The sequence below is a fragment of the Thermosynechococcus sp. FA-CM-4201 genome, from assembly GCF_054689355.1.
Genome location: NZ_CP079920.1, coordinates 1,653,216 through 1,672,592 on the forward strand (window position 1 = coordinate 1,653,216; position 19,377 = coordinate 1,672,592).

Annotated in this window: 21 protein-coding genes; 10 read left to right on the forward strand and 11 right to left on the reverse strand. The window is 53.3% G+C overall.

From position 1 onward, the window contains the following. The first annotated feature begins 21 nt into the window (after nt 1-21). Nucleotides 22-1,836, forward strand: a complete 1,815-nt coding sequence (locus tag KV190_RS08045) for an ABC transporter ATP-binding protein (protein WP_460192729.1) — start codon at nt 22-24, stop codon at nt 1,834-1,836. On the opposite strand, the gene ppk1 is transcribed toward KV190_RS08045, so the two are convergent. After that, on the reverse strand, nt 1,833-4,031 hold the full coding sequence (gene ppk1, locus KV190_RS08050) for a polyphosphate kinase 1 (RefSeq protein WP_460195254.1): 2,199 nt from the start codon (nt 4,029-4,031) through the stop codon (nt 1,833-1,835). The two genes, KV190_RS08045 and ppk1, sit on opposite strands and share 4 nt — an antisense overlap. 132 nt (nt 4,032-4,163) lie before the next feature. On the opposite strand from ppk1, the gene lysS reads away from it, so the two are divergent. The 3 genes from lysS to KV190_RS08065 all read left to right on the forward strand — a co-directional run bounded on the left by lysS (nt 4,164) and on the right by KV190_RS08065 (nt 6,877). After that, complete coding sequence (gene lysS / locus KV190_RS08055; protein ID WP_460192730.1) at nt 4,164-5,684, forward strand: lysine--tRNA ligase; 1,521 nt, start codon at nt 4,164-4,166, stop codon at nt 5,682-5,684. A 76-nt stretch (nt 5,685-5,760) separates the two neighbouring features. Then, nucleotides 5,761-6,042, forward strand: a complete 282-nt coding sequence (gene clpS, locus KV190_RS08060; RefSeq protein WP_149820068.1) for an ATP-dependent Clp protease adapter ClpS — start codon at nt 5,761-5,763, stop codon at nt 6,040-6,042. Nucleotides 6,043-6,070: 28 nt separating this feature from the next. Continuing rightward, nucleotides 6,071-6,877, forward strand: a complete 807-nt coding sequence (locus KV190_RS08065; RefSeq protein ID WP_460192731.1) for a CPBP family intramembrane glutamic endopeptidase — start codon at nt 6,071-6,073, stop codon at nt 6,875-6,877. Here KV190_RS08065 and KV190_RS08070 read toward each other — a convergent pair. The 5 genes from KV190_RS08070 to KV190_RS08090 form a co-directional block, all read right to left on the reverse strand. After that, the gene (locus KV190_RS08070) at nt 6,849-8,177 is read right to left on the reverse strand and encodes a 16S rRNA (cytosine(967)-C(5))-methyltransferase (RefSeq protein ID WP_460192732.1); all 1,329 of its coding nucleotides are present in this window, start codon (nt 8,175-8,177) and stop codon (nt 6,849-6,851) included. The two genes, KV190_RS08065 and KV190_RS08070, sit on opposite strands and share 29 nt — an antisense overlap. After that, on the reverse strand, nt 8,168-8,626 hold the full coding sequence (locus tag KV190_RS08075; RefSeq protein WP_460192733.1) for a DUF3531 family protein: 459 nt from the start codon (nt 8,624-8,626) through the stop codon (nt 8,168-8,170). Before KV190_RS08075 ends, KV190_RS08070 begins: the two co-directional genes overlap by 10 nt. Next, on the reverse strand, nt 8,623-9,183 hold the full coding sequence (locus KV190_RS08080; protein ID WP_460192734.1) for a glutathione S-transferase family protein: 561 nt from the start codon (nt 9,181-9,183) through the stop codon (nt 8,623-8,625). The genes KV190_RS08075 and KV190_RS08080 overlap by 4 nt, the downstream gene beginning before the upstream one ends. A 93-nt stretch (nt 9,184-9,276) precedes the next feature. Beyond that, a complete protein-coding gene (gene bioD, locus KV190_RS08085; protein WP_460192735.1) occupies nt 9,277-9,912 on the reverse strand; it encodes a dethiobiotin synthase in 636 nt (211 codons plus the stop codon). 100 nt (nt 9,913-10,012) lie between these two features. Then, a complete protein-coding gene (locus KV190_RS08090) occupies nt 10,013-10,654 on the reverse strand; it encodes an L-threonylcarbamoyladenylate synthase (protein WP_460192736.1) in 642 nt (213 codons plus the stop codon). A 183-nt stretch (nt 10,655-10,837) separates the two neighbouring features. Here KV190_RS08090 and KV190_RS08095 point away from each other — a divergent pair, with 183 nt between their 5' ends. Genes KV190_RS08095 through KV190_RS08120 form a run of 6 tightly spaced genes read left to right on the forward strand, consistent with a single transcriptional unit; the run spans nt 10,838 to nt 16,493 of the window. After that, nucleotides 10,838-11,821 (forward strand): pyruvate dehydrogenase complex E1 component subunit beta, encoded by a 984-nt coding sequence (locus KV190_RS08095; RefSeq protein ID WP_460195255.1) that lies wholly within the window; start codon nt 10,838-10,840, stop codon nt 11,819-11,821. Between the two features lie 2 nt (nt 11,822-11,823). Next, the gene (secD, locus tag KV190_RS08100; RefSeq protein WP_460192737.1) at nt 11,824-13,254 is read left to right on the forward strand and encodes a protein translocase subunit SecD; all 1,431 of its coding nucleotides are present in this window, start codon (nt 11,824-11,826) and stop codon (nt 13,252-13,254) included. Beyond that, a complete protein-coding gene (gene secF / locus KV190_RS08105; protein ID WP_460192738.1) occupies nt 13,251-14,204 on the forward strand; it encodes a protein translocase subunit SecF in 954 nt (317 codons plus the stop codon). The genes secD and secF overlap by 4 nt, the downstream gene beginning before the upstream one ends. Before the next feature lie 6 nt (nt 14,205-14,210). Next, on the forward strand, nt 14,211-14,897 hold the full coding sequence (locus KV190_RS08110) for a phosphate ABC transporter permease (protein WP_460192739.1): 687 nt from the start codon (nt 14,211-14,213) through the stop codon (nt 14,895-14,897). A 45-nt stretch (nt 14,898-14,942) separates the two neighbouring features. Next, nucleotides 14,943-15,665, forward strand: a complete 723-nt coding sequence (locus tag KV190_RS08115; protein WP_460192740.1) for a DUF3120 domain-containing protein — start codon at nt 14,943-14,945, stop codon at nt 15,663-15,665. Nucleotides 15,666-15,725: 60 nt separating this feature from the next. Beyond that, on the forward strand, nt 15,726-16,493 hold the full coding sequence (locus KV190_RS08120) for an E3 ubiquitin ligase family protein (protein ID WP_460192741.1): 768 nt from the start codon (nt 15,726-15,728) through the stop codon (nt 16,491-16,493). 7 nt (nt 16,494-16,500) lie between these two features. On the opposite strand, the gene KV190_RS08125 is transcribed toward KV190_RS08120, so the two are convergent. The 5 genes from KV190_RS08125 to KV190_RS08145 form a co-directional block, all read right to left on the reverse strand. After that, nucleotides 16,501-16,827 carry a slr1601 family putative cell division protein gene (locus KV190_RS08125; protein WP_460192742.1) on the reverse strand — a complete coding sequence of 109 codons (327 nt, stop codon included), beginning with the start codon at nt 16,825-16,827 and terminating at the stop codon, nt 16,501-16,503. A 144-nt stretch (nt 16,828-16,971) separates the two neighbouring features. Beyond that, complete coding sequence (gene psaM / locus KV190_RS08130; RefSeq protein WP_011056052.1) at nt 16,972-17,067, reverse strand: photosystem I reaction center subunit XII; 96 nt, start codon at nt 17,065-17,067, stop codon at nt 16,972-16,974. A 105-nt stretch (nt 17,068-17,172) separates the two neighbouring features. Further along, nucleotides 17,173-17,763, reverse strand: coding sequence for a PepSY domain-containing protein (locus KV190_RS08135; RefSeq protein WP_460192743.1), 591 nt, complete (start codon nt 17,761-17,763; stop codon nt 17,173-17,175). Next, a complete protein-coding gene (locus KV190_RS08140; protein WP_460192744.1) occupies nt 17,760-18,917 on the reverse strand; it encodes a sensor histidine kinase in 1,158 nt (385 codons plus the stop codon). The genes KV190_RS08135 and KV190_RS08140 overlap by 4 nt, the downstream gene beginning before the upstream one ends. Then, the gene (locus KV190_RS08145; protein ID WP_302676698.1) at nt 18,918-19,367 is read right to left on the reverse strand and encodes a hypothetical protein; all 450 of its coding nucleotides are present in this window, start codon (nt 19,365-19,367) and stop codon (nt 18,918-18,920) included. It lies immediately after the preceding gene. Nucleotides 19,368-19,377: the final 10 nt, after the last annotated feature.

Here is a 19,377-nt window from a genome sequence, read left to right on the forward strand (position 1 = left end):
CGTTGTGACCTCTAAAACGGAATGTTAAAGCACCCTGCACTGCGCTCCCTTGGCAAAATTTGGCGCCTACTGGATCGGGGCGATCGCTGGCAACTGGCAGGCATTGGTGTCTTGATGGTCATTGGCAGTATTTGGGAAGCCTTGGGGGTGGGCTTGGTGCTGCCTTTTATCGCCATTATTGAAAAGCCCAGTCGCCTCAATGATCTTCTGTTTTGGCGTCACAGTGCAATTCCTTTGACCCCACAGGAAGAGTATCAATGGCTGCTCATTCTCAGCATTAGCTTCGCTATCCTCTTTATTTGCAAGAACCTATTTATTGCAGGGAGCAACTATCTTCAGTTTAAGTTTTTGAATGAAAAACAGCGCAAATTTTCAGTGATGCTCCTGCGCAGCTATCTCTTTAAGCCCTATACTTTTCACCTGCAAAATAATACGGCAAAACTGATTCAAAATGCCAATAATGAAACCACTAACATTTTTAATAGCTACTTACTACCCTTACTAATTATCATTTCAGAATCTTTGATTGTTTTTGCTGTCTTTACCGTGATTATCTTGAGCAATCCATTTATTTCCTTAGTTGTGATTGCAGTTCTAGCGATTCTATCCTATCTCTTCTTTAGATTCTTTCGTAAAAAGCTCAAGGAAATCGGTACCCAACGGGTTCACTATGCCCAAAAAGTGGTGCAAAGTATTAACCAAGGCTTAGGGGGTATTAAGGAAGTCAAGGTTTTGGGGCGTGAGCAGGTCTTTCTCGATGTCTATGAAGAAAATCTGATTGAAGATCGCAAGGCTAACTTCTTCTTGAATTTTATTAACCAACTGCCCCGCTCCTATTTTGAAACCCTTGCGGTTACAGCCATTATTCTAATCATCATTCTGACACTGATTCAGCGGGGGTCAATGGCTCAGGTTCTGCCCCTCATCTCTCTATTTGCTGCCGCTGCGTTTCGACTTTTGCCCTCGGCTAACCGCTTGATGGTGAGTTTGAATAGTGTCATTTTTTACTCTGCTTCTGTAGATATTATTTACGATGACATTTTAGAGGCGCGATCGCTAGAAATTCAGCAGGCAGAACCTGTTGCTATCAAGCTCTTTCGCGATCGCCTCGAACTGATTGATCTGCACTACACCTATCCCAATGCCTCTCGGCCTGCTCTTTGTGGGGTTTCTCTCACCATCAAACAGGGAGAAATGGTTGGCTTTGTTGGCTCCTCAGGGGCAGGGAAAACCACCATTGTCGATCTCATTTTGGGACTCCTAGAACCTAGCCAAGGGGATATTCGTGTGGATGGTGAGAGTATTTACCAGAACCTGCCCCAGTGGCAACGGCAGATTGGCTATATCCCACAAACCATTTATCTTTGTGATGACACACTGCGGCGCAACATTGCCTTTGGCTTACCGGATGAGGCCATTGATGAAACGGCTGTGTGGGCGGCGGTAGAAGCAGCTCAGTTATCCACCTTTGTCCGTACCCTACCTGAGGGACTAGATACCGTTGTCGGTGAACGGGGGGTGCGTCTTTCGGGGGGCCAGCGGCAGCGAATTGGCATTGCCCGTGCCCTCTATCACAACCCCTCAGTGCTGATCATGGATGAAGCGACAGCGGCTCTCGACAACCAAACGGAAGCAGGGGTCATGGATGCGATTCAAGCCCTAAGTGGCGAGAAAACGATTATCATGATTGCCCACCGCCTCAGCACCGTTATGGAGTGCGATCGCCTGTACCTAATGGCCAATGGCCAAGTGGCGGCTGTCGGGAGCTACCAAGAACTCCTGCAAAACAGTCCAGACTTTCGCGCCATGGCACAAGGGTATGCAGGGGCTACCTAGCGGCTCGCTTCTACTTCCTTGAGGGTACGTGCCATTAAAACACTGTGGGTACCGCGTTCGGGTTCACCGGGGGCTGGTTGTCGTTGCTGGTAGGTGCCATCGGGTTGCAGCTCCCACGCTTGGCGATTGTCTGCCAACATAATTTCAAGCAGCTCTTTGAGTTCCAGTTGAATGGTTGGATCTTGAATGGGGGTAATGGCCTCAACGCGGCGGTCTAAGTTGCGCGATCGCCAGTCGGCACTGCCAATGTAGTACTCTGGCTCGCCATTGTTGCCAAAGTAGAAAATCCGTGAGTGCTCCAAAAAGCGGCCAATGATACTAATCACCCGAATGCGATCGCTCACTCCCGGCACCCCCGGCCGCAGACAGCACATGCCGCGAATAATCAAATCAATTTCTACCCCTGCTTGGGACGCCTCATAGAGGGCACGAATCACTTGCGTATCTGTAATCGCATTCATCTTGGCAATAATCCGCCCCGGTTGACCATTACGGGCGTGTTCAATCTCACGGTAAATCAATTGCAGCGTGCGATCGCGCATTGTTGTTGGCGCAACGAGAAGCTTGCGATAATCCCGTTGGCGGGAATAGCCCGTGAGCACATTAAAGAGTTCCGAAAGATCCGCGCCCAATTCCTCACGGCAGGAAAATAGCCCCAAGTCCTCATAGAGGCCAGCAGTTTTGGGGTTGTAATTGCCCGTGCCAATGTGGACATAGCGGCGAATTTGTCCCGCCTCTTGGCGCACCACCAGAACCGTTTTCGTGTGGGTCTTTAGACCCGGTACACCATAGACCACGTGGACACCCACTTTCTCCAGCTTCCGTGCCCAGAGGATATTGTTCTCCTCATCAAAGCGCGCCTTCAGTTCCACCAAAACCGCCACCTGTTTGCCATTCTCTGCGGCCTTAATCAGAGCACTGACAATCGGCGAGTCACCCGATGTGCGATAGAGGGTCATCTTAATTGCCAGTACCTGTGGATCATGGGCCGCCAAGGTAATAAAGCGCTGTACTGTTGCTGCAAAGGAATGGTAGGGATGGTGAACGATAATATCCCCCTCGCGAATCAGACTAAAGAGTTCGTTGGCCACGGCTTCCCAATAGTCAGTGCCGAGGGTGGTAATTTCGCTGCTGGTGTCAAACATCGATTCCCGTTCCTCTACCCGCTGGAAACTGGGGGGAACTTGGGGTTGCCACTCCGGATCCTTGAACTGGGGCAAGGGCAAGCCCATAAAGGCAAACAAATCATTCAAGCACAACAGACCATCGAGTTCATAGACATCAATCTCCTCGAGATCCATCTCTTCCATCAGGGTTTGCCTCAGAAGCGGTGGAATGCCCCGCTGCACCTCTAGACGCACCACAGAGCCAAAGCGCCGTTTACGAATTTCCTGCTCAATGGCAATCAGTAAATCATCGGCTTTATCCGTTTCTAGTTCGAGGTCAGCACTACGGGTAATGCGAAAGGCAAAGTAGGCCTGAATCTCCATTCCCGGAAAGAGGGCACTGAGGTTGTGGGCAATAATTTCTTCGAGGGGAACGCCTAGCCAATGGGCACCTTGGGGCGAGTGCAAATGTTGGGGCAGGGCAACAAAGCGGGGAAACCGATTCGGTACCTTCACCCGTGCCAGTCGCTCTTGGCCAGATTCGGGATCACGGATCAGAACCGCAAGGTTAAGGCTAAGGCTAGAGATATAGGGAAAGGGGTGTGCCGGATCGACTGCTAAGGGGGTGAGCACCGGAAAAACTTGCGCTTGGAAGTAGTCGTTGAGGTAGGCCTGCTGCTCAGGGGTCAACTCATTAAAGCGGGTGAGGAAAATGGCTTCCTTGGCCAAGAGGGCACGCAGTTCTTGGTCGAAATAGCGGTGTTGCTCAGTCACAATTGGTAGCAGATATTGCCGCACTGCTTGTAATTGCTCCGCTGGGGGCATGCCATCGGCTCCCCCTTGAACAATGCCACTTTCCACTTGCTGTTTTAGACCGGCCACCCGCACCATGAAAAATTCATCCAAGTTGGAACTGAAAATGGCCATAAATTTGAGCCGCTCCAGTAGCGGGGTGCGGGGGTCATAGGCCTCGTGGAGTACCCGCTTATTAAATTCCAGCCAACTTAAAGAGCGATTGAAGTAGTATTGCGGGTCATGCAGATCAATGGGTTCAGGAGCTTTACGGCGAGGGGACTTCGCAGGGGGCATAGCCGTTTGTTCTTGTTCATTGGTCACACTAGCTTCCACTGTACTCGATTCCCCTTTTGCAGCATTGGTACCGATTCCAGAGCGTACAATGAGAAGGTTAAGGTTTGCTAATCGTGGAGAGTTTCTACCAATATGGCCGACGTGGGGGCAACGGGAGCCGAAATTCGGGCAACACGGATTGAGAAAGCAAAAACATTGCAAGCACAGGGCATGAACCCCTATGCCTATCGTTGGGAGCGCACCCATACTGCGGCAGTTTTGCAAGAAAAATATGCGCACTTGGCCGCTGGCGAAGCGGTGGGCGATCGCGTCAGTGTGGCCGGTCGAATTATGGCGCGGCGCGTCTTTGGCAAGCTGGCCTTTTTTACACTTCAGGATGACAGCGGCACAATTCAGCTTTACCTCGATAAGCAAACCATTAGCCAAGGCATGGGGGAAGCCGCCTTTGCCGATTTGAAACACCTGACGGATGTCGGCGATATCCTTGGCGCTGTGGGCACCCTCAAGCGCACCGAAAAGGGCGAACTCTCGGTTGTGGTGGAATCCTACACCATGCTCACGAAGTCATTGCTGCCCCTGCCGGACAAGTGGCACGGCCTCACGGATGTGGAAAAACGCTATCGTCAGCGCTATGTGGATCTCATCGTCAACCCCCACGTACGCGATACGTTCCGCAAGCGGGCACTGATCACCGCAGCCATTCGCCGCTACCTCAATGAGCAAGGCTTTATTGAAATTGAAACGCCAGTGTTACAGGCGGAAGCTGGGGGAGCCGAGGCGCGTCCTTTCATTACCTACCACAACACACTGGAGATGCAGCTTTATTTGCGCATTGCTACAGAACTGCACCTGAAGCGCCTCATTGTCGGTGGTTTTGAGAAGGTCTATGAACTGGGGCGCATCTTTCGCAATGAGGGCATCTCAACTAAGCACAACCCTGAATTTACGTCCATTGAGGTCTATCAGGCCTACGCTGATTACAACGATATGATGACGCTGACGGAGGCGATTATTACCACAGCGGCAATGGAGGTGTTGGGCACGCTCAAGATCACCTATCAGGGGGAAACGATTGATCTGACGCCCCCATGGCGACGGGTGACCATGCACGATGCAGTGTTGCAAGCCACTGGGATTGATTTTCGCCAATTGAGCGATCTAGCAGCGGCAAAGCAAGCAGCCGAAAAAGGAGGGGTAAAAGACTTAGACACCTGTGACACGATTGGCCGCGTGCTCAACGAAGTCTTTGAGCAGACTGTTGAACCGACATTGATTCAACCGACATTGGTTCTCGACTATCCTGTGGAAATTTCCCCCTTAGCCAAGCCCCACCGCAGCCAACCGGGACTGGTGGAGAGATTTGAATTATTTATCGTGGGTCGCGAACACGCCAATAGTTTTTCGGAGTTAACGGATCCCTTGGATCAACGGCAACGCTTGGAGGAACAGGCACGGCGGAAAGCGGCTGGGGATTTGGAAGCCCACAGTGTTGATGAAGATTTCCTCACCGCCTTAGAACACGGCATGCCACCCACAGGCGGCTTAGGGATTGGTATTGACCGCTTGGTGATGTTGCTAACGGATTCGCCGAGTATTCGCGATGTGATTGCCTTCCCGCTGTTGCGTCCTGAATCGGCGAGTGGTCAAGTTTGATCCGTTTGCTAAAATCTTAAGCATATTTGCTGAATTCCTAATACTGAATGTCCACTGAATGGAGGCATGGCCAACAATGTCAGTGCAAACCATTGAAAAACCAGCAACCGTTCGCAAGTTGGCGCCCCGCTATCGTGTGCTCCTTCATAATGACAATGTCAATTCCATGGAGTATGTGGTGGAGGTATTGCTGAAGACTGTGCCGAGCCTCACCCAACCCCAAGCCGTGGATATCATGATGGAGGCACACATGACGGGGGTGGCCTTGGTGATCACCTGTGCCCTTGAGCATGCTGAATTTTATTGTGAAGGCCTGAAAATGGCAGGGCTGACGAGTACCATTGAACCCACTGAATAAGCCACTTTTCGCTCAATTGTGGCGGCAAATGATCCGCCGCCCCTTCTGGATTCGCATCTTTAGTTTTGCCCTGACGCTGGTGCTGCTCTGGCTGCCCATTGGCCTAAGTATCTATTTTCTCTGGGGAGAGGGCGGTGCCGCTAGCTTTGTCAATATGGGGCTGTTGTACCTCATCTTTATTCTCTTGCTGCGAGTCTGGGGACGGCGGGTACACCAACAGCGATCGCCCCTAGTGTTTTATGGCCTTAAGGGTGGTTGGAACTTTGGTCGCGATGCCCTGCTGGGGTGGCTGGCGGGTGTGTTTTTGGTGGCGCTGCTATTTGTCATCGAGGGACTCTTGGGTTGGGTAAGCTGGCAGGGGCTACCGGAGGGCTTTGGGCTGCTACTGTTGGATGGCGTTCTCACCGGTGTCGCTGTGGGGTTTGCTGAGGAATTGTTGTTTCGTGGCTGGCTGTTGCAGGAGCTAGAGCTAGAGTACCAACCGTGGTTTGCCTTGGTGCTCAATGGCCTGATCTTTGCAGCCTTGCACTATCTACATCCCTTGGAGGTCATTTTGGCCACGTGGCCGCAGTTTTTCGGCTTGGCACTGTTGGGCTGGATTCTTGGTTTAAGTAAATGGGTCTTTGGGGGACGTTTGGGCTTTCCCATGGGACTTCATGGCGGCTTGGTCTGGGCGTATTTTGGTGTGAATGTGGGCAAGTTAGTCAGCTATACGGGAATAGCGCCAGAGTGGCTCACGGGCATCAATGGCAATCCGATCGCTGGCCTGATGGGAGTAGGTATTTTAATTTTGGTCGCTTTGGGGCTTAGCTACCGCGTCGCAACCGCACCATAAAAAAGCCATCCATATCGTCCCGTTGCGGCCAGACGGTGATCCAGCCTGCGGGAGTTGCTTTGAGGGGAAAGTCTGCGGGGGGTGGTTCAATGTACCACTGGGGATGGTGAACCAGAAAGTGCTGAATCTGGGCTTCATTTTCAGTTGGCTCTAGGCTACAGGTGGCATAAACAAGCAGACCTTGGGGTTTCACCCACTGGCAAACATTGGCCAAGAGTTGAGCTTGCAGGGGCACCAGTTCAGCTAAGCGCGTGCTCAGGGGTTGCCAGCGGCTATCGGCATGGCGATGCAGGGTACCTGTACCGGAGCAGGGCACATCCAAAAGAACGCGATCGCCCATCGCTGCAAAATCCCCTGCTGTCGCACTATCAAGGGTGTGAATTTCAATGCTCTTTAGGCCGAGGCGATCGCGATTTTGTGCTAACTTCCGCAGGCGACTGGGGGTGCGATCGCAGGCAATGACGCGGCCTTGATCGGCCATCAACTCAGCAATATGCGTGGTTTTGCCCCCCGGTGCTGCACAGGCATCAATCACCACTTCACCGGGCTGCGGATCCAGCAAATGACTGACCCATTGCGCTGCCCGATCCTGAACCGACCAGTGACCTTCGGCATAGCCGGGGAGTGATGGCATAGCTTGGCCACAGTGGGGCAGAACCAGTCCTTGGGGTAAGGGGGGAATGGGTTGCAATCCATAGCCTGCTGTCTGAAAATCCGCCATCAGTTGATCAGCCGTTGTCCGCAGGGGATTGAGGCGCAAATCGAGGCGGGGGGGGTGATTAAACCACTGACAGAGGGCCATACACTCCTGCTCTCCTAAACGCTCCAACCAAGCGCGAACCAGTTCATCGGGAAAGCTATAGCGACACCCTAGTTGAGAGACCAAGGGCAGGTGGGCAATGAAAGCCTCGAGGGGATCGGTGGTGGAGCGGGTGTAACGGCGCAAGACCCCATTCACCAGTTTGGCAAAGCCACCTAAACCGATCTCTTTGACCAGTTCAACGCTGCTGTGGACTGCGGCATGGGGGGGAACGCGATCCAGATAGCGCAGTTGGTAGAGGCCTAAACGCAGCACTAACTGTACCTTCAAGGGCGGCAGTTGCTGACAAAACCCCTGAATCAGGGTATCTAAGGTGCGCTGTTGGCGGATAGTCCCATAGACCAGTTCAGTAATCAGGGCGCGATCGCCTTCCTTGAGGGACTGCTGCTGCAACACCTGATGGAGCGCCACATCGGCATAGGCTCCCTTGGCCACCCGTTCTAGGGCATCGAGGGCAAGACGCCGCGCACTTAGTTCCACGCCGATTGTTCAATCATTTCCCGCTGTTCACTGGTGGCGATCGGCCATTCGGGGTTGTCACCGCCAATCACGAGGGTTTCTAGGGGCACATAGTCCTCACTAAACTGATTGAGGGCATTAATCAGAACATCCAAGGCGAGAGCGTCACTAGTGCCCAAGTCAAACCAGCAGCGTGCCCAGCGATCGTTGTATTCAAACTCGCCCATGTTGTGCATCACGGCCATCATTGAACTGTCGGCTTGGGCGCGATCGTACTCTAGGTGACTGAGGTCTAACCCCGTTTCTTGGACTTGGAGATTCTCAGCGTTGAATCCCCCCAACTTCCCGAGGAAAAACCACGAGTTAAAGACTTCCTCAAGGTATTGCTGCTCAACGGACGAAGGCGGTGCGGCAAATTCCACCCAAATCCATAAATCAAAGGGATCCACTTCGCGAAAGATGACATTCATGCTCCAGCCCCCAGTAAGCCCTTCTGGAATGCAGGCCGTTGTTGCAAGCGAGCCACGTAGTCTGCCACCGCAGGATAGGGACTCAGATCTACCTGAAAGAGCATCTGGAGATAGGCCAGCACTGACCCGAGGGCGACATCGGCAACGGAAAAGTCATTGCCAAGAATGTAGGATTGCCCCATCAGGGCGGTCTCAATGCCCTTGAGTAGTCGTGGAAGCTGGCGATCGCGCGTTTCAGGTGGAAACAGCGCCTGTGTCAGGGTGGAATTGGCAAACAGCACCCACTGGTAAACTTGGGCAGCGGCAGCCGCATCCTTGGGCAATTTGCCGTGGACTTGGGCAAGATAGAGTAAAATCGCCCCCGATTCCCAGAGCACGACATCACCATCCACGATCACGGGCACTTTACCCATGGGGTTGAGTTTGAGAAAGTCGGGCTGATGTTGCTCCCCAGCTTGCAGATCCATCAGCACAAATTCATAGGGAATTCCCAGTTCTTCTAAATACCAGCGAACAATACTGGCGCGGGATTTGGCACCGCCATAGAGCTTAAGCATAGGTCAGTTCAGCGATCTGTGTGTCAATTCGATCTAAGTCACTTTTATTATGCGCTTTGATCGGCCTCAAAATGATTGCTTGCCTCACCGTCCTCAACGCCAAAGCAGATGCAGCGGCCATTCGGCGACCATTTCCGCCAACTCCTCATTGGAGTGTTGACCACAGGGCAGCACCCCCAGCACGGGCACTTGGGTAAAACGGCTGAGAAAGTCTGGTGGTGTCCACTGCGCAATATCCGTGTCGCTACAGGGGGTGACACAGTTGAGAATCAGACCGCGAATGTCCAGCTTATACTGCCGCGCAAGGGCAATATTGGCCACAATTTGGGCGATCGCCCCCAAGCGCACCGTTGCCACCAAGACAATGGGCAACTTCCAAGCGGCTGCCAAGTCCGCCACCGTCCACTCCCAAGTAATGGGCGACCCGAGACCGCCAATCCCTTCCACTAAAAGGTAATCAAACCGCTCCTGAAGCTGCTGGTAAGTCTGCCACACAGGGGCTAAATCAATCGTGCGCTGCTCCAACTCGGCGGCAATGGGAGGCGCAAGGGGTGCTGCAAAACTGAGGGGACACACTTCACTGGCGGTTTGTTGTAGCGGCAGGGTTTGACAGTAGTAGTCACCGTCTCCGATTTCGACCGCCGTACCGCTCTGCATCGGTTTGAGAATGCCCCAGCGTTCTTGGGGACGATAGCGATGGGCGTAAGACCACAGTGCCCGCGTGATCATCGTTTTGCCCACACCGGTATCCACACCCGTAATCAGTAGGGACTGGCAATGCTGAGAAATAGTGACTCTCCTATAACGGGAAAATGCTCAATCATTATATCTATTTCATTAAATGTGACGGCAAAATAATGTTGGGTAAGATGGGTCGCAAGTCATCCACAGATACAGGGCCAAAGTTCATAATGGTTGGATATTCAAGGGTGAAGTCCACGAGGGTTCCCCGCCGTCCATAGGCACAGCGCCCCCCATCCACAATCAGCGGCACTTGCTCGCCATAGTATTTTTGGGCGTCCTCAAAACTGACAATGAGTTCCGTCCCCACTTTCACCGTTGCTGCGACCAAAAAGAAGGGCAAGGCACCCACGAGATCGTAGATAAAGCGATCGGGACAAGCGAGATAGACACAATCAAACCCCTGCATAATTTGTGGGTCTAGGTGGGGCTTGCCCTTGACAATCATCGTGACGGGGTAGGGAAAGTGAGCCAGCATGGTTTTTGCCTCTTGGGAGAGGTCTGCCACGTTAGCCGCGCGATCGCCCCGGGTGAGAATGGCTAAGGGCTGTTCTGTACTAAAGTGCTTGAGACGGCGCAGATGCGCGATCGCCTTTGGACTCGTGCCATTGACGACAAAGCTATAGACCGTGGCCATGGGCAAAATAATGACCTGATCCTGCTGCAAGTGGGTTTGAATCGTTGGAAAGCTGCGGGTATCAGCGGGGAGCGATCGCGCCAAGGTGGTCATGTTTGGTACTCCGAAAATCATTAGGCGGTAAATGTGCCCTTGATCTCTAGCCTATGCTCAATAGGTTTTAGGGGGAGTTGAGAATAGATTGCGTTTAATAATGACTCTGATAAGCGTGATCGCAAGCGGTGCAGTTTCAACTACCCTAGGAAATAGTCCTTAATGAGTGTATGCCGCGCAACCATGGCCGAGACCTTAATGTTTAATGCCCTTCGTGCTGCCATTGATGAAGAAATGGAGCGTGACCCCACAGTGTTTGTACTGGGGGAAGATGTGGGACATTATGGCGGCTCCTACAAAGTCACCAAAGACCTCTACAAAAAGTATGGTGAACTGCGCCTCTTGGATACCCCCATTGCTGAAAATAGCTTTACCGGCATGGCGATCGGGGCAGCAATGACCGGCTTGCGTCCCATTGTCGAGGGCATGAACATGGGCTTTTTGCTCTTGGCCTTCAATCAAATCGCCAACAATGCTGGCATGCTGCGCTACACCTCTGGCGGCAACTTCAAAATCCCGATTGTGATTCGCGGTCCCGGTGGTGTTGGACGGCAATTGGGGGCAGAGCACTCCCAACGTCTTGAAGCTTACTTTCAAGCAGTCCCCGGCTTAAAAATTGTGGCCTGCTCAACCCCCTACAATGCCAAGGGCTTGCTCAAGTCGGCGATTCGCGATCCCAACCCAGTGCTGTTCTTTGAGCATGTGCTCCTCTACAACCTCAAGGAAGACCTTCCCGAAGAGGAATACCTGCTGCCCCTCAATAAAGCTGAGATAGTCCGCAGTGGCGAAGATGTGACCATTTTGACCTACTCACGGATGCGCCACCATGTGCTGCAAGCGGTGAAAACCCTTGAAAAAGAGGGCTACGACCCCGAAGTGATTGACCTGATTTCCCTGAAGCCTTTGGACTTTGAGACGATTGGTGCCTCAATTCGCAAAACCCATCGCGTGGTGATTGTCGAAGAGTGTATGAAGACGGGGGGCATTGGTGCCGAACTCTCAGCCTCGATCATGGAACGCTACTTTGACGAGCTGGATGCCCCTGTGATCCGCCTTTCTTCTCAAGATATTCCCACCCCCTACAACGGCACCCTAGAGAATCTGACAATTGTGCAACCGCCCCAAATTGTAGCGGCCGTGCAGAAGCTGGTGCAGGGACAGGTTTAACCATGGGAAAATATCGCGGCTGGCTGATTGCCATTTTGGTGCTGCTGATGGCCGCCACGTGGGTCATTGTGCGCACACCGGCGCGGCTGGGCTTAGATCTGCGGGGGGGTGCCCAACTAACCTTGCAGGTGCAAACAACGGATAAGGTGCCGCAAATTACGCCCCAAGTGCTGGCGGCAGTGCAAGGGGTAGTGCAACGGCGGATTGATGGCTTGGGTGTTGCCGAAGCCGTGGTACAAACCGCTGGGGATGACAAGCTCCTGGTGCAATTGCCGGGGGTCACCGATCCTGAGCAGGCGGAACGGATTCTCAAGGGGACGGCACAACTGCTCTTTGCTGCCCAGAAGCCGGGCACAGAGACCCAACTGCAAATTGAGCGGCAACTTCAGTCACAACTGCTCTTGGAACAGGCGCAACTCTTGGCGGAGCAGGCTCAAAATGCCAATAATCCTGAAGCCCTGAAGGAGATTGAGGCGAAGCTAGCCAAAAATCGTGAATCCCTTGAAAAAAGCCAGCAGGCGATCGCCCGCCTCTTTACGCCCTCGGATTTGACAGGCGCGATGCTCAGGGAAGCCTTTGCCAGTCCCGTCGCCCCGGGATCCCCCAACTGGAGTGTGATTGTCCGTTTTGACAGCCAAGGGGCTGAACTTTTTGCCCAACTGACCAAGGAGATTGCTGGCACGGGGCGCAGCCTAGGGATTTTTCTTGACGATCGCCTGATTAGTGCACCAACGGTGGCGGTGGAATATGCCGAAACGGGGATTGTTGGCGGCAGTGCCGAGATTTCCGGTGGCTTTACTGCCCAGAGTGCCAATGATTTAGCGATTCAGTTGCAAGGGGGGGCGTTGCCTGTTCCCCTAGAGGTGGTGGAAAACCGCACGGTGGGTGCTTCGCTGGGTCAAGATAGCATTCGCGATAGCCTCTATGCTGGTTTGGCGGGCTTGGTGCTGGTGCTGATCTTTATGGTGGCCTACTATCGCCTGCCGGGACTGATTGCCGATATTGCCCTGATTCTCTACGCCATCTTTACCTATGCGGCGTTTCTGTTGTTTGGGGTAACGCTGACCCTGCCGGGGATTGCGGGCTTTATTCTCAGTATTGGTATGGCGGTGGATGCCAATGTGCTGATTTTTGAGCGCACCCGCGAGGAGTTACGGGCAGGCAAAACCCTCTACCGTTCTGTTGAATCGGGGTTCGATCGCGCCTTTGCCAGTATTCTCGATAGCAATGTCACCACCTTGATTGCCTGTGCTGCCCTCTTTGCCTTGGGAACAGGGTTTGTGCGCGGTTTTGCCGTGACCCTTGCCATTGGCATTGGCATTAGTATGTTTACGGCTCTGACCTGTAGCCGCACGTTCCTGTTTTACGCCATTAGCATTCCCAGTCTGCGTAAGCCCAATTGGTTCTGTCCAAAACTGGAGAGCTTTCGATGAGCTTTAGTGTCAATCGCCAGCGATCGCTCTGGTGGGGTTTATCTCTAGTAGTCATTCTCAGTGGCCTTGTGGCAATGGCCATCTCTTGGCTATCCCTAGGGAGTCCCCTGCGGCTAGGCTTGGATTTTATCGGTGGCACACGGCTGCAATTTGAACTGGCCTGTAGCGCTACGCAGACCTGTTCTCAGCCGATTGATATTGATGCAGTGCGTCAAGTGCTTAATCAGCAAGGCCTAGGCAACAGCAGTCTGCAAATTATTGATCAGTACGGGGTGAGTATTCGGACGGTACCCCTCGATGTCGATCAACGCACTCGCCTCAGTGATGCCCTCACACAGAAAATTGGTGACTTTGACCCCCAGAAAACGCAGATTGAGACCGTTGGCCCCACCCTTGGCGAAGAAATCCTGCGATCGGGGTTGCTGGCGCTACTGGTGTCGTTTATTGGCATTACGATTTATCTCACGCTGCGCTTCCAGTTTGACTATGCCTGTTTTGCCCTGGTTGCTCTTGTCCATGATGTGTTGCTAACAACGGGGGTCTTTGCCATTTTGGGACTCGTGGCAGGGGTGGAAATTGATAGCCTCTTTATTGTGGCCTTGCTCACGATCATTGGCTTTTCGGTGAACGATACGGTGGTGATCTACGATCGCGTGCGGGAAACCCTGAAGCTCAACCCTGACCTCGGCATTAAAGAGGTGGTGGATCAGGCGGTTGTCCAAACCCTTGGCCGCTCGATTAATACCACCCTAACGACGCTGTTGCCGTTGATTACCATCTTCATTTTTGGCGGTGACACGCTGCGCTACTTTGCCCTAGCGTTGATCATTGGTTTCACGACGGGAGCTTATTCCAGTATTTTTATTGCCAGTACGCTCCTTGCTTGGTGGCGCGATCGCCAGCCACCTCGTCCCGCCACGAATACACTGGAGACAACGCCTACGCCCTAACTGGTTGTGCTCATTCCCCTCACCCAAGAAAAAGTCCGTCAATTGGTGCCACTGGTGGCCACGGGTTCCCAGTATCGCTACGTTTGGGGCAAACTTCAGGACTTTCTGCGACGCTTAACCTTCTCTGTGGTGGCGGTGGCCATTGTTGCCTTTGGTTTGAATTTTTTAGGGGATAGCACCCAACTGGTTTTGGGTCTGATTGCGGGTCTCTATTGGCTCTGGGCACCGGCAGTGTTGGCCTCCTTTCGCAATCGTCGCCATCGGCGGTTTCCCTATGGGGGTTTTTGGCGCGGGCGCGTCTTGGATGTCTATGTCACCGAAGAATTGGTGGGCAAAGAGGAGACGGTGAACGACAAGGGGCAACTGGTGATTATTGAGAACCGCGAACGCTGCTTGAATTTGGAGATTGGTGATAAAACCGGCTTTGAAACCAGAGTGCAGGCCAAGTTACTGCGTCAACATCGAGGGATTCGCCCCGGCGATGCAGCGGAAATGCTGGTTCTCTCCCGTCGTCCTGATCTGGCAGAGATTGATTTGATTTCTGAAGTTTTCCTACCCCGCCATCGCCTCTGGGTTGGTACCTACCCCATTTTGCAGCGGGATGCCTTTATTGATCTATCAGAAACGCTGCGGCGCAAAGCGCGCTCTAAAGCTCCTCGGCGATCGCCCCGACCACGACGTTCCAGCCTGTGATACCTTAAAGGGAAGAAATAAAAGTTAACAATTTCCGATATTCCCTTGACTGCTCTTACTTCACCCTCAGTTTTTCCTGCGCTGCGCCTTGGCTCACGGCTGGCTTGGTTTCTCTTTGGCTTTGCCGCCTTCTTGGTGTCGGTTCCCGTCTTTATTGAAGCGCCCCTCGTGCGGACACAGCCTTGGCTGAGTTTGGCTCTGACGCCGCTGCTGCTGGGTCTCAGTTTCTATCTCCAACGTCAACCCCACTGCCGCTATTGGGGGGAGATGCTCTATGGATTTAGTTGGTGCTGGGGGGCAGGGTCGCTCTACTGGGGGTGGTTGCGCTGGGAACCCCTGTGGCACTTGCCCATTGAGGCGCTCCCCATTCCACTCATGCTCTGGCACCTACGGCAGCGGCAGCAACTGGTGGGGGTGTTCTTTTTTTGGGGTTCTTTTCTAGGCACGGCCATCACTGATGCCTACTTTTACCTGATTGATGTGATTCCCCATTGGCGAGCCATTATGTACCTCGAAGGGGATGTCATTTCAGTTCAGGAGATGCTGGCGCAGGCGATCGCCCAAGCCCAGACCTTTAGTGGCCAAGTGTGGGGGGTTCTCTTGAGCCTGAGTTTGCTCCTCATTGGCCTATTGCCCCTCTTTGAATCTCAGATTCGTCGTGGCTATCCCGCTGTCTTGCCCGTGTGGGGATTTATGGGCGCTGTCTTGAGTACACTCGTTGTTGATGGTCTCTTTGGCCTCACTATTGGCCTAATATCGCTGAGTTAAAAGAGTTAACCTCGTCAGCGCAAATGCCTAAAATCAGCACAGAGGGATTCAACGGCAGCTATGGGGGTTGTTGCTCACCTTTGCTTAACAGGGTCGGCCTTTCTCTTTGCCCTTGAGGGCTATTATCGGCTGAAATTAAAGGCCATGAAGGTGGCTAACCCTAGTTCCATCAGTGAGTTACAGCAATGCCAGCAACAGGTGGCTCAGGAAATCGGTAGCGGCAGTTGGCGCGAGTACGTGCAGGTGGTGGGTCAAGTCACCACATCTCAACCCTTGCTCTCAGAAGTGAAGCGCATTCCCTGTGTTTATTACAAAACAATTATCAGCCGCGAGTATGAAAAAGAGGGGAGCGATCGCCGCAATCGTCGAGAACGCCAGTTGGAAATCATTGGCCGCCATGAGCAGTCAACCCTATTTTTTCTGCGCGATCATCAGGGGGAGATTGAGGTGAACCCCCTTGGTGCTGAGATTGAAGCAATGCAAGTCCTAGACGAACTGCGACCCGCCGATAAACCCCATTCCTTTGCCTTCTCCTTGGGGTTTCTGTCATTGAATTGGCGCTTTGGTAGCACGACAACGCTGGGTTATCGCTATCAGGAGTGGGTGCTGCCCTTGGGGCAACCTGTTTCGGTGGTGGGCATGGCCTCGGATCAGGGGGGTGTTCTCCGCCTGCAAAAGCCGCAAAAGCGGGAACAAAAATTCATTATTTCCCTGAGTGTTGAGGATCAGCTTAGCCAAGAGTACAAGCGGCAAAAACGGAAAGTGACCTATGCTTCCCTGAGTGCTGCCCTCTGTGGTGTCTGTGGTTTAGTTTTGGCCTTGTTTTAGGCTGCGCTTAGTCCGATTCTTGCTTCGGGTTTTTAGGTTGTACCCAGATGATCCGCCGTTGATTGGCGGCAATTAAATTGGCCTCCTCTTGGGCAATGCGCTGCCGTGCTTGGGGTTGGCGATCGCGCTCCTGTTCGAGTTGCAATTCCTTGACTCGTGCCTCCAGTTGCGCCACCTCTGCTTCGAGGGCATGGAGCTTTTGCAGTTGACTGAGTTGATAGGGCACCAGCTTGGCGATCGCCCCAAGGGCAAAAGCGAGCAGCACCAGATTCACTGCAATTTTGGCACCCGCTTCCCAAGCGATCGCAGGAATTTTTCGAGGAGAGTGAACCATGACTAAACCATGAACGGCAATTTGTCTATCAGTATAAAAAGAAAAAAGCAGCCCCCTTGTCTCAGCAACAACATCGGGAACCGCCTGATAAATTTTAGTTTGAAGAAATGAAGTGATGCAGCCAGTTAGCGATAACAGGGGCAACTACTTGTACAACTCAGTCGAAAGCCGAAATGCCAGCACCGCAGGCAGCAGAGCAATCACAAGGGCAACGTAAACTTGGGTATCGGTCAGCGCCATGAACAACTCCTTTATGGAATAACAGTCGCGATCAAGTGCTGTATTTATTACTCCATAGGCGCTTACCTTTGGCAACGCTTGCTCATAGTTTGTAACATTTCGCAGCTAGGTCTCCGGGGTCACCCTAGGACGCCAGAGAGGCAGCCGTCGCAGGAGAGTCAGCATCGAGAGTCCCGTGGCCAGAAGTGTCAGCAAACTTAGCCCCACCAAAAGAACATAGAAGGGACGCCCCACCTCCCCCCAATAGGTTCCCTGATGCAGGCTCAGGAAAATCGCCGCCTGTTCCTTGGAAAGGCCAAACCAGTTGCGGCCAAGGCGATAGGCCATTCCCGTCGTGGCACTCACAAGCAAAGGCAATGCTGCAATGGCAGCCAAAAGATGATGCAGCCGCCGTGCTGACCACTGCGCCGGGAGCGATCGCCCCCACAGGAGACCCAAACCCGTGGCAATGATTCCCAGCAAGCCCAGACCAATGACCAATACATAGAGCGGCACGCCCCATTCCCCCAGATAGCGACCTTCATGAAGGGTCATCATCGCCCGCCCAAAGTCTTTAGATAGCCCAAACCAACTGCGCCCAAGCCGATGGGCAATTCCCGTTATGGCCGAGATCAATAGGGGTAGGGCAAAGACTAGGACAAGAAATTGATGCCCCTGACTGCTGATCTTGGCAAGACGCTGTTTCAGAGCACTCATCGTTCCACCTTCATTGGCAAGGGAATCGTCAACGTAAAGGCCGTACCGAGATCGCCCTCGTAGGGACTTGTGACCCGCAGACTGAGACCATAGGGACGCAGCAAATCCTGAGCGATCGCCAGACCCAGACCACTGCCCTCAATCTCGCTGTCCGCTTGAATCCCCCGGTACCCCCGTTCAAAAAGACGCGGCTGCACCTCCTTGGGAATGCCACAGCCTGTATCCCAAACCGTTAATTCTAAGGCGGCGGGCGTGAGCGTCAAGCGCAGACCAATGGTGCCCCCTTGCGGGGTGTACTTAAAGGCATTATCCAGCAGATTGCCCACGACCTCCTGCAGCACCCGTTCCTCTAGCCAGATGGGCGGCAGTTGGGGCGGTCTCTCCACGACAAAGGTTTTGCCCTCCATTTCCGCACGGGCTTGGGCGGCGGTGATCAGCGGCGAGAGGGTTGCAGCTAGATCGAGGGGCTTACCCGCAAGGGGTAGGGGCTGGCTGCCGGTGAGGGCGGGAATCTCGTTGCGCTGTTGGCGATAGTCCTCCAACAAGGCCATAAGCCGCTCTGTTTCCTTGGCAATGCCTTCAGCGAGGGGGCGCCCTTGGTGATCGGGTTCCAACCGTTTGAGTAGGAGCTTGACAAAGGTGCGAATGGCAGCCACGGGATTGCGCAGTTGATGGAGCAGGTCATCGAAGCGCTGTTGCTGTTGATCCAGTGGGTTGGCAGGGGAGTGGCTGAGCCATTGTTGGCGTTGATCCAAGACGCAGGCGATCGCCAGTGTTTGGGCCACCTGTTGCAATTGTGCCTGTTCTGCCGCCAGCCAAGGACGGTGTTGCCGCTGTGCCACCAGTACCCCCAAGACCCAATTTTGGTACATCAGGGGCAGGATCAGTTGATTGGCCAAGGACGAGACCACCTGTTGAGGGCGATGGCTTAAAGGCGTCTCTGCTGCTGGTGTTGGCGGTGGTAGGGTCGGGGGAAGCGGTAAGCTCAGGGGGGGAGCCGCCTCTGGATAGACGGCAACAGGAGACCATGAGGGGGAGTCATTGAGGGTTTCACTCAGATAGACCGCCAGTGAAGAGGCACCCAAGCTGTTGACAACGAGTTCTAATTGGGTACGACAGAGGGCAGCAAATTCTTCACTGGCTGGCCAGAGCATCTAGGCAGTAACCCCGGAGTGACTCGACGATTGCGGGAGCAGCGCTTGAAAATCACCACTCCCCTTTGTATATTCTTCCAGCAATTGCTTTTCAATGGGAAGCAGGTTGGGATCCGGGTCAGCCTCCTGTTCCTTGAGGGTTTCTTCAATGAGTCCCATCTGCTCCTCTGCTTCAGCAAGGGCACTGAGCAGTTCTTCATTGATGGGGGCATTGCCATTTTGACTCACCAGCAACTGGTAGCGATCGCGCAAGTCATTGAGTTCCCGCTGCATCGCCTCTTTTTCAGCCGTGAGCTGCTCTGTCATTTGTTTGTAATATTTGAACGCCATCAGAAAAGGAACGAGCTTTTCCCGCAGCGTCATGTGGTCAATATCGAGTTTGGTATAGCGTTCTGCCAATTGGCTATAGGCTTGGCACAGACGTAGGTAACGTTGGCTGAGGTTATCCATAGGTTATCTA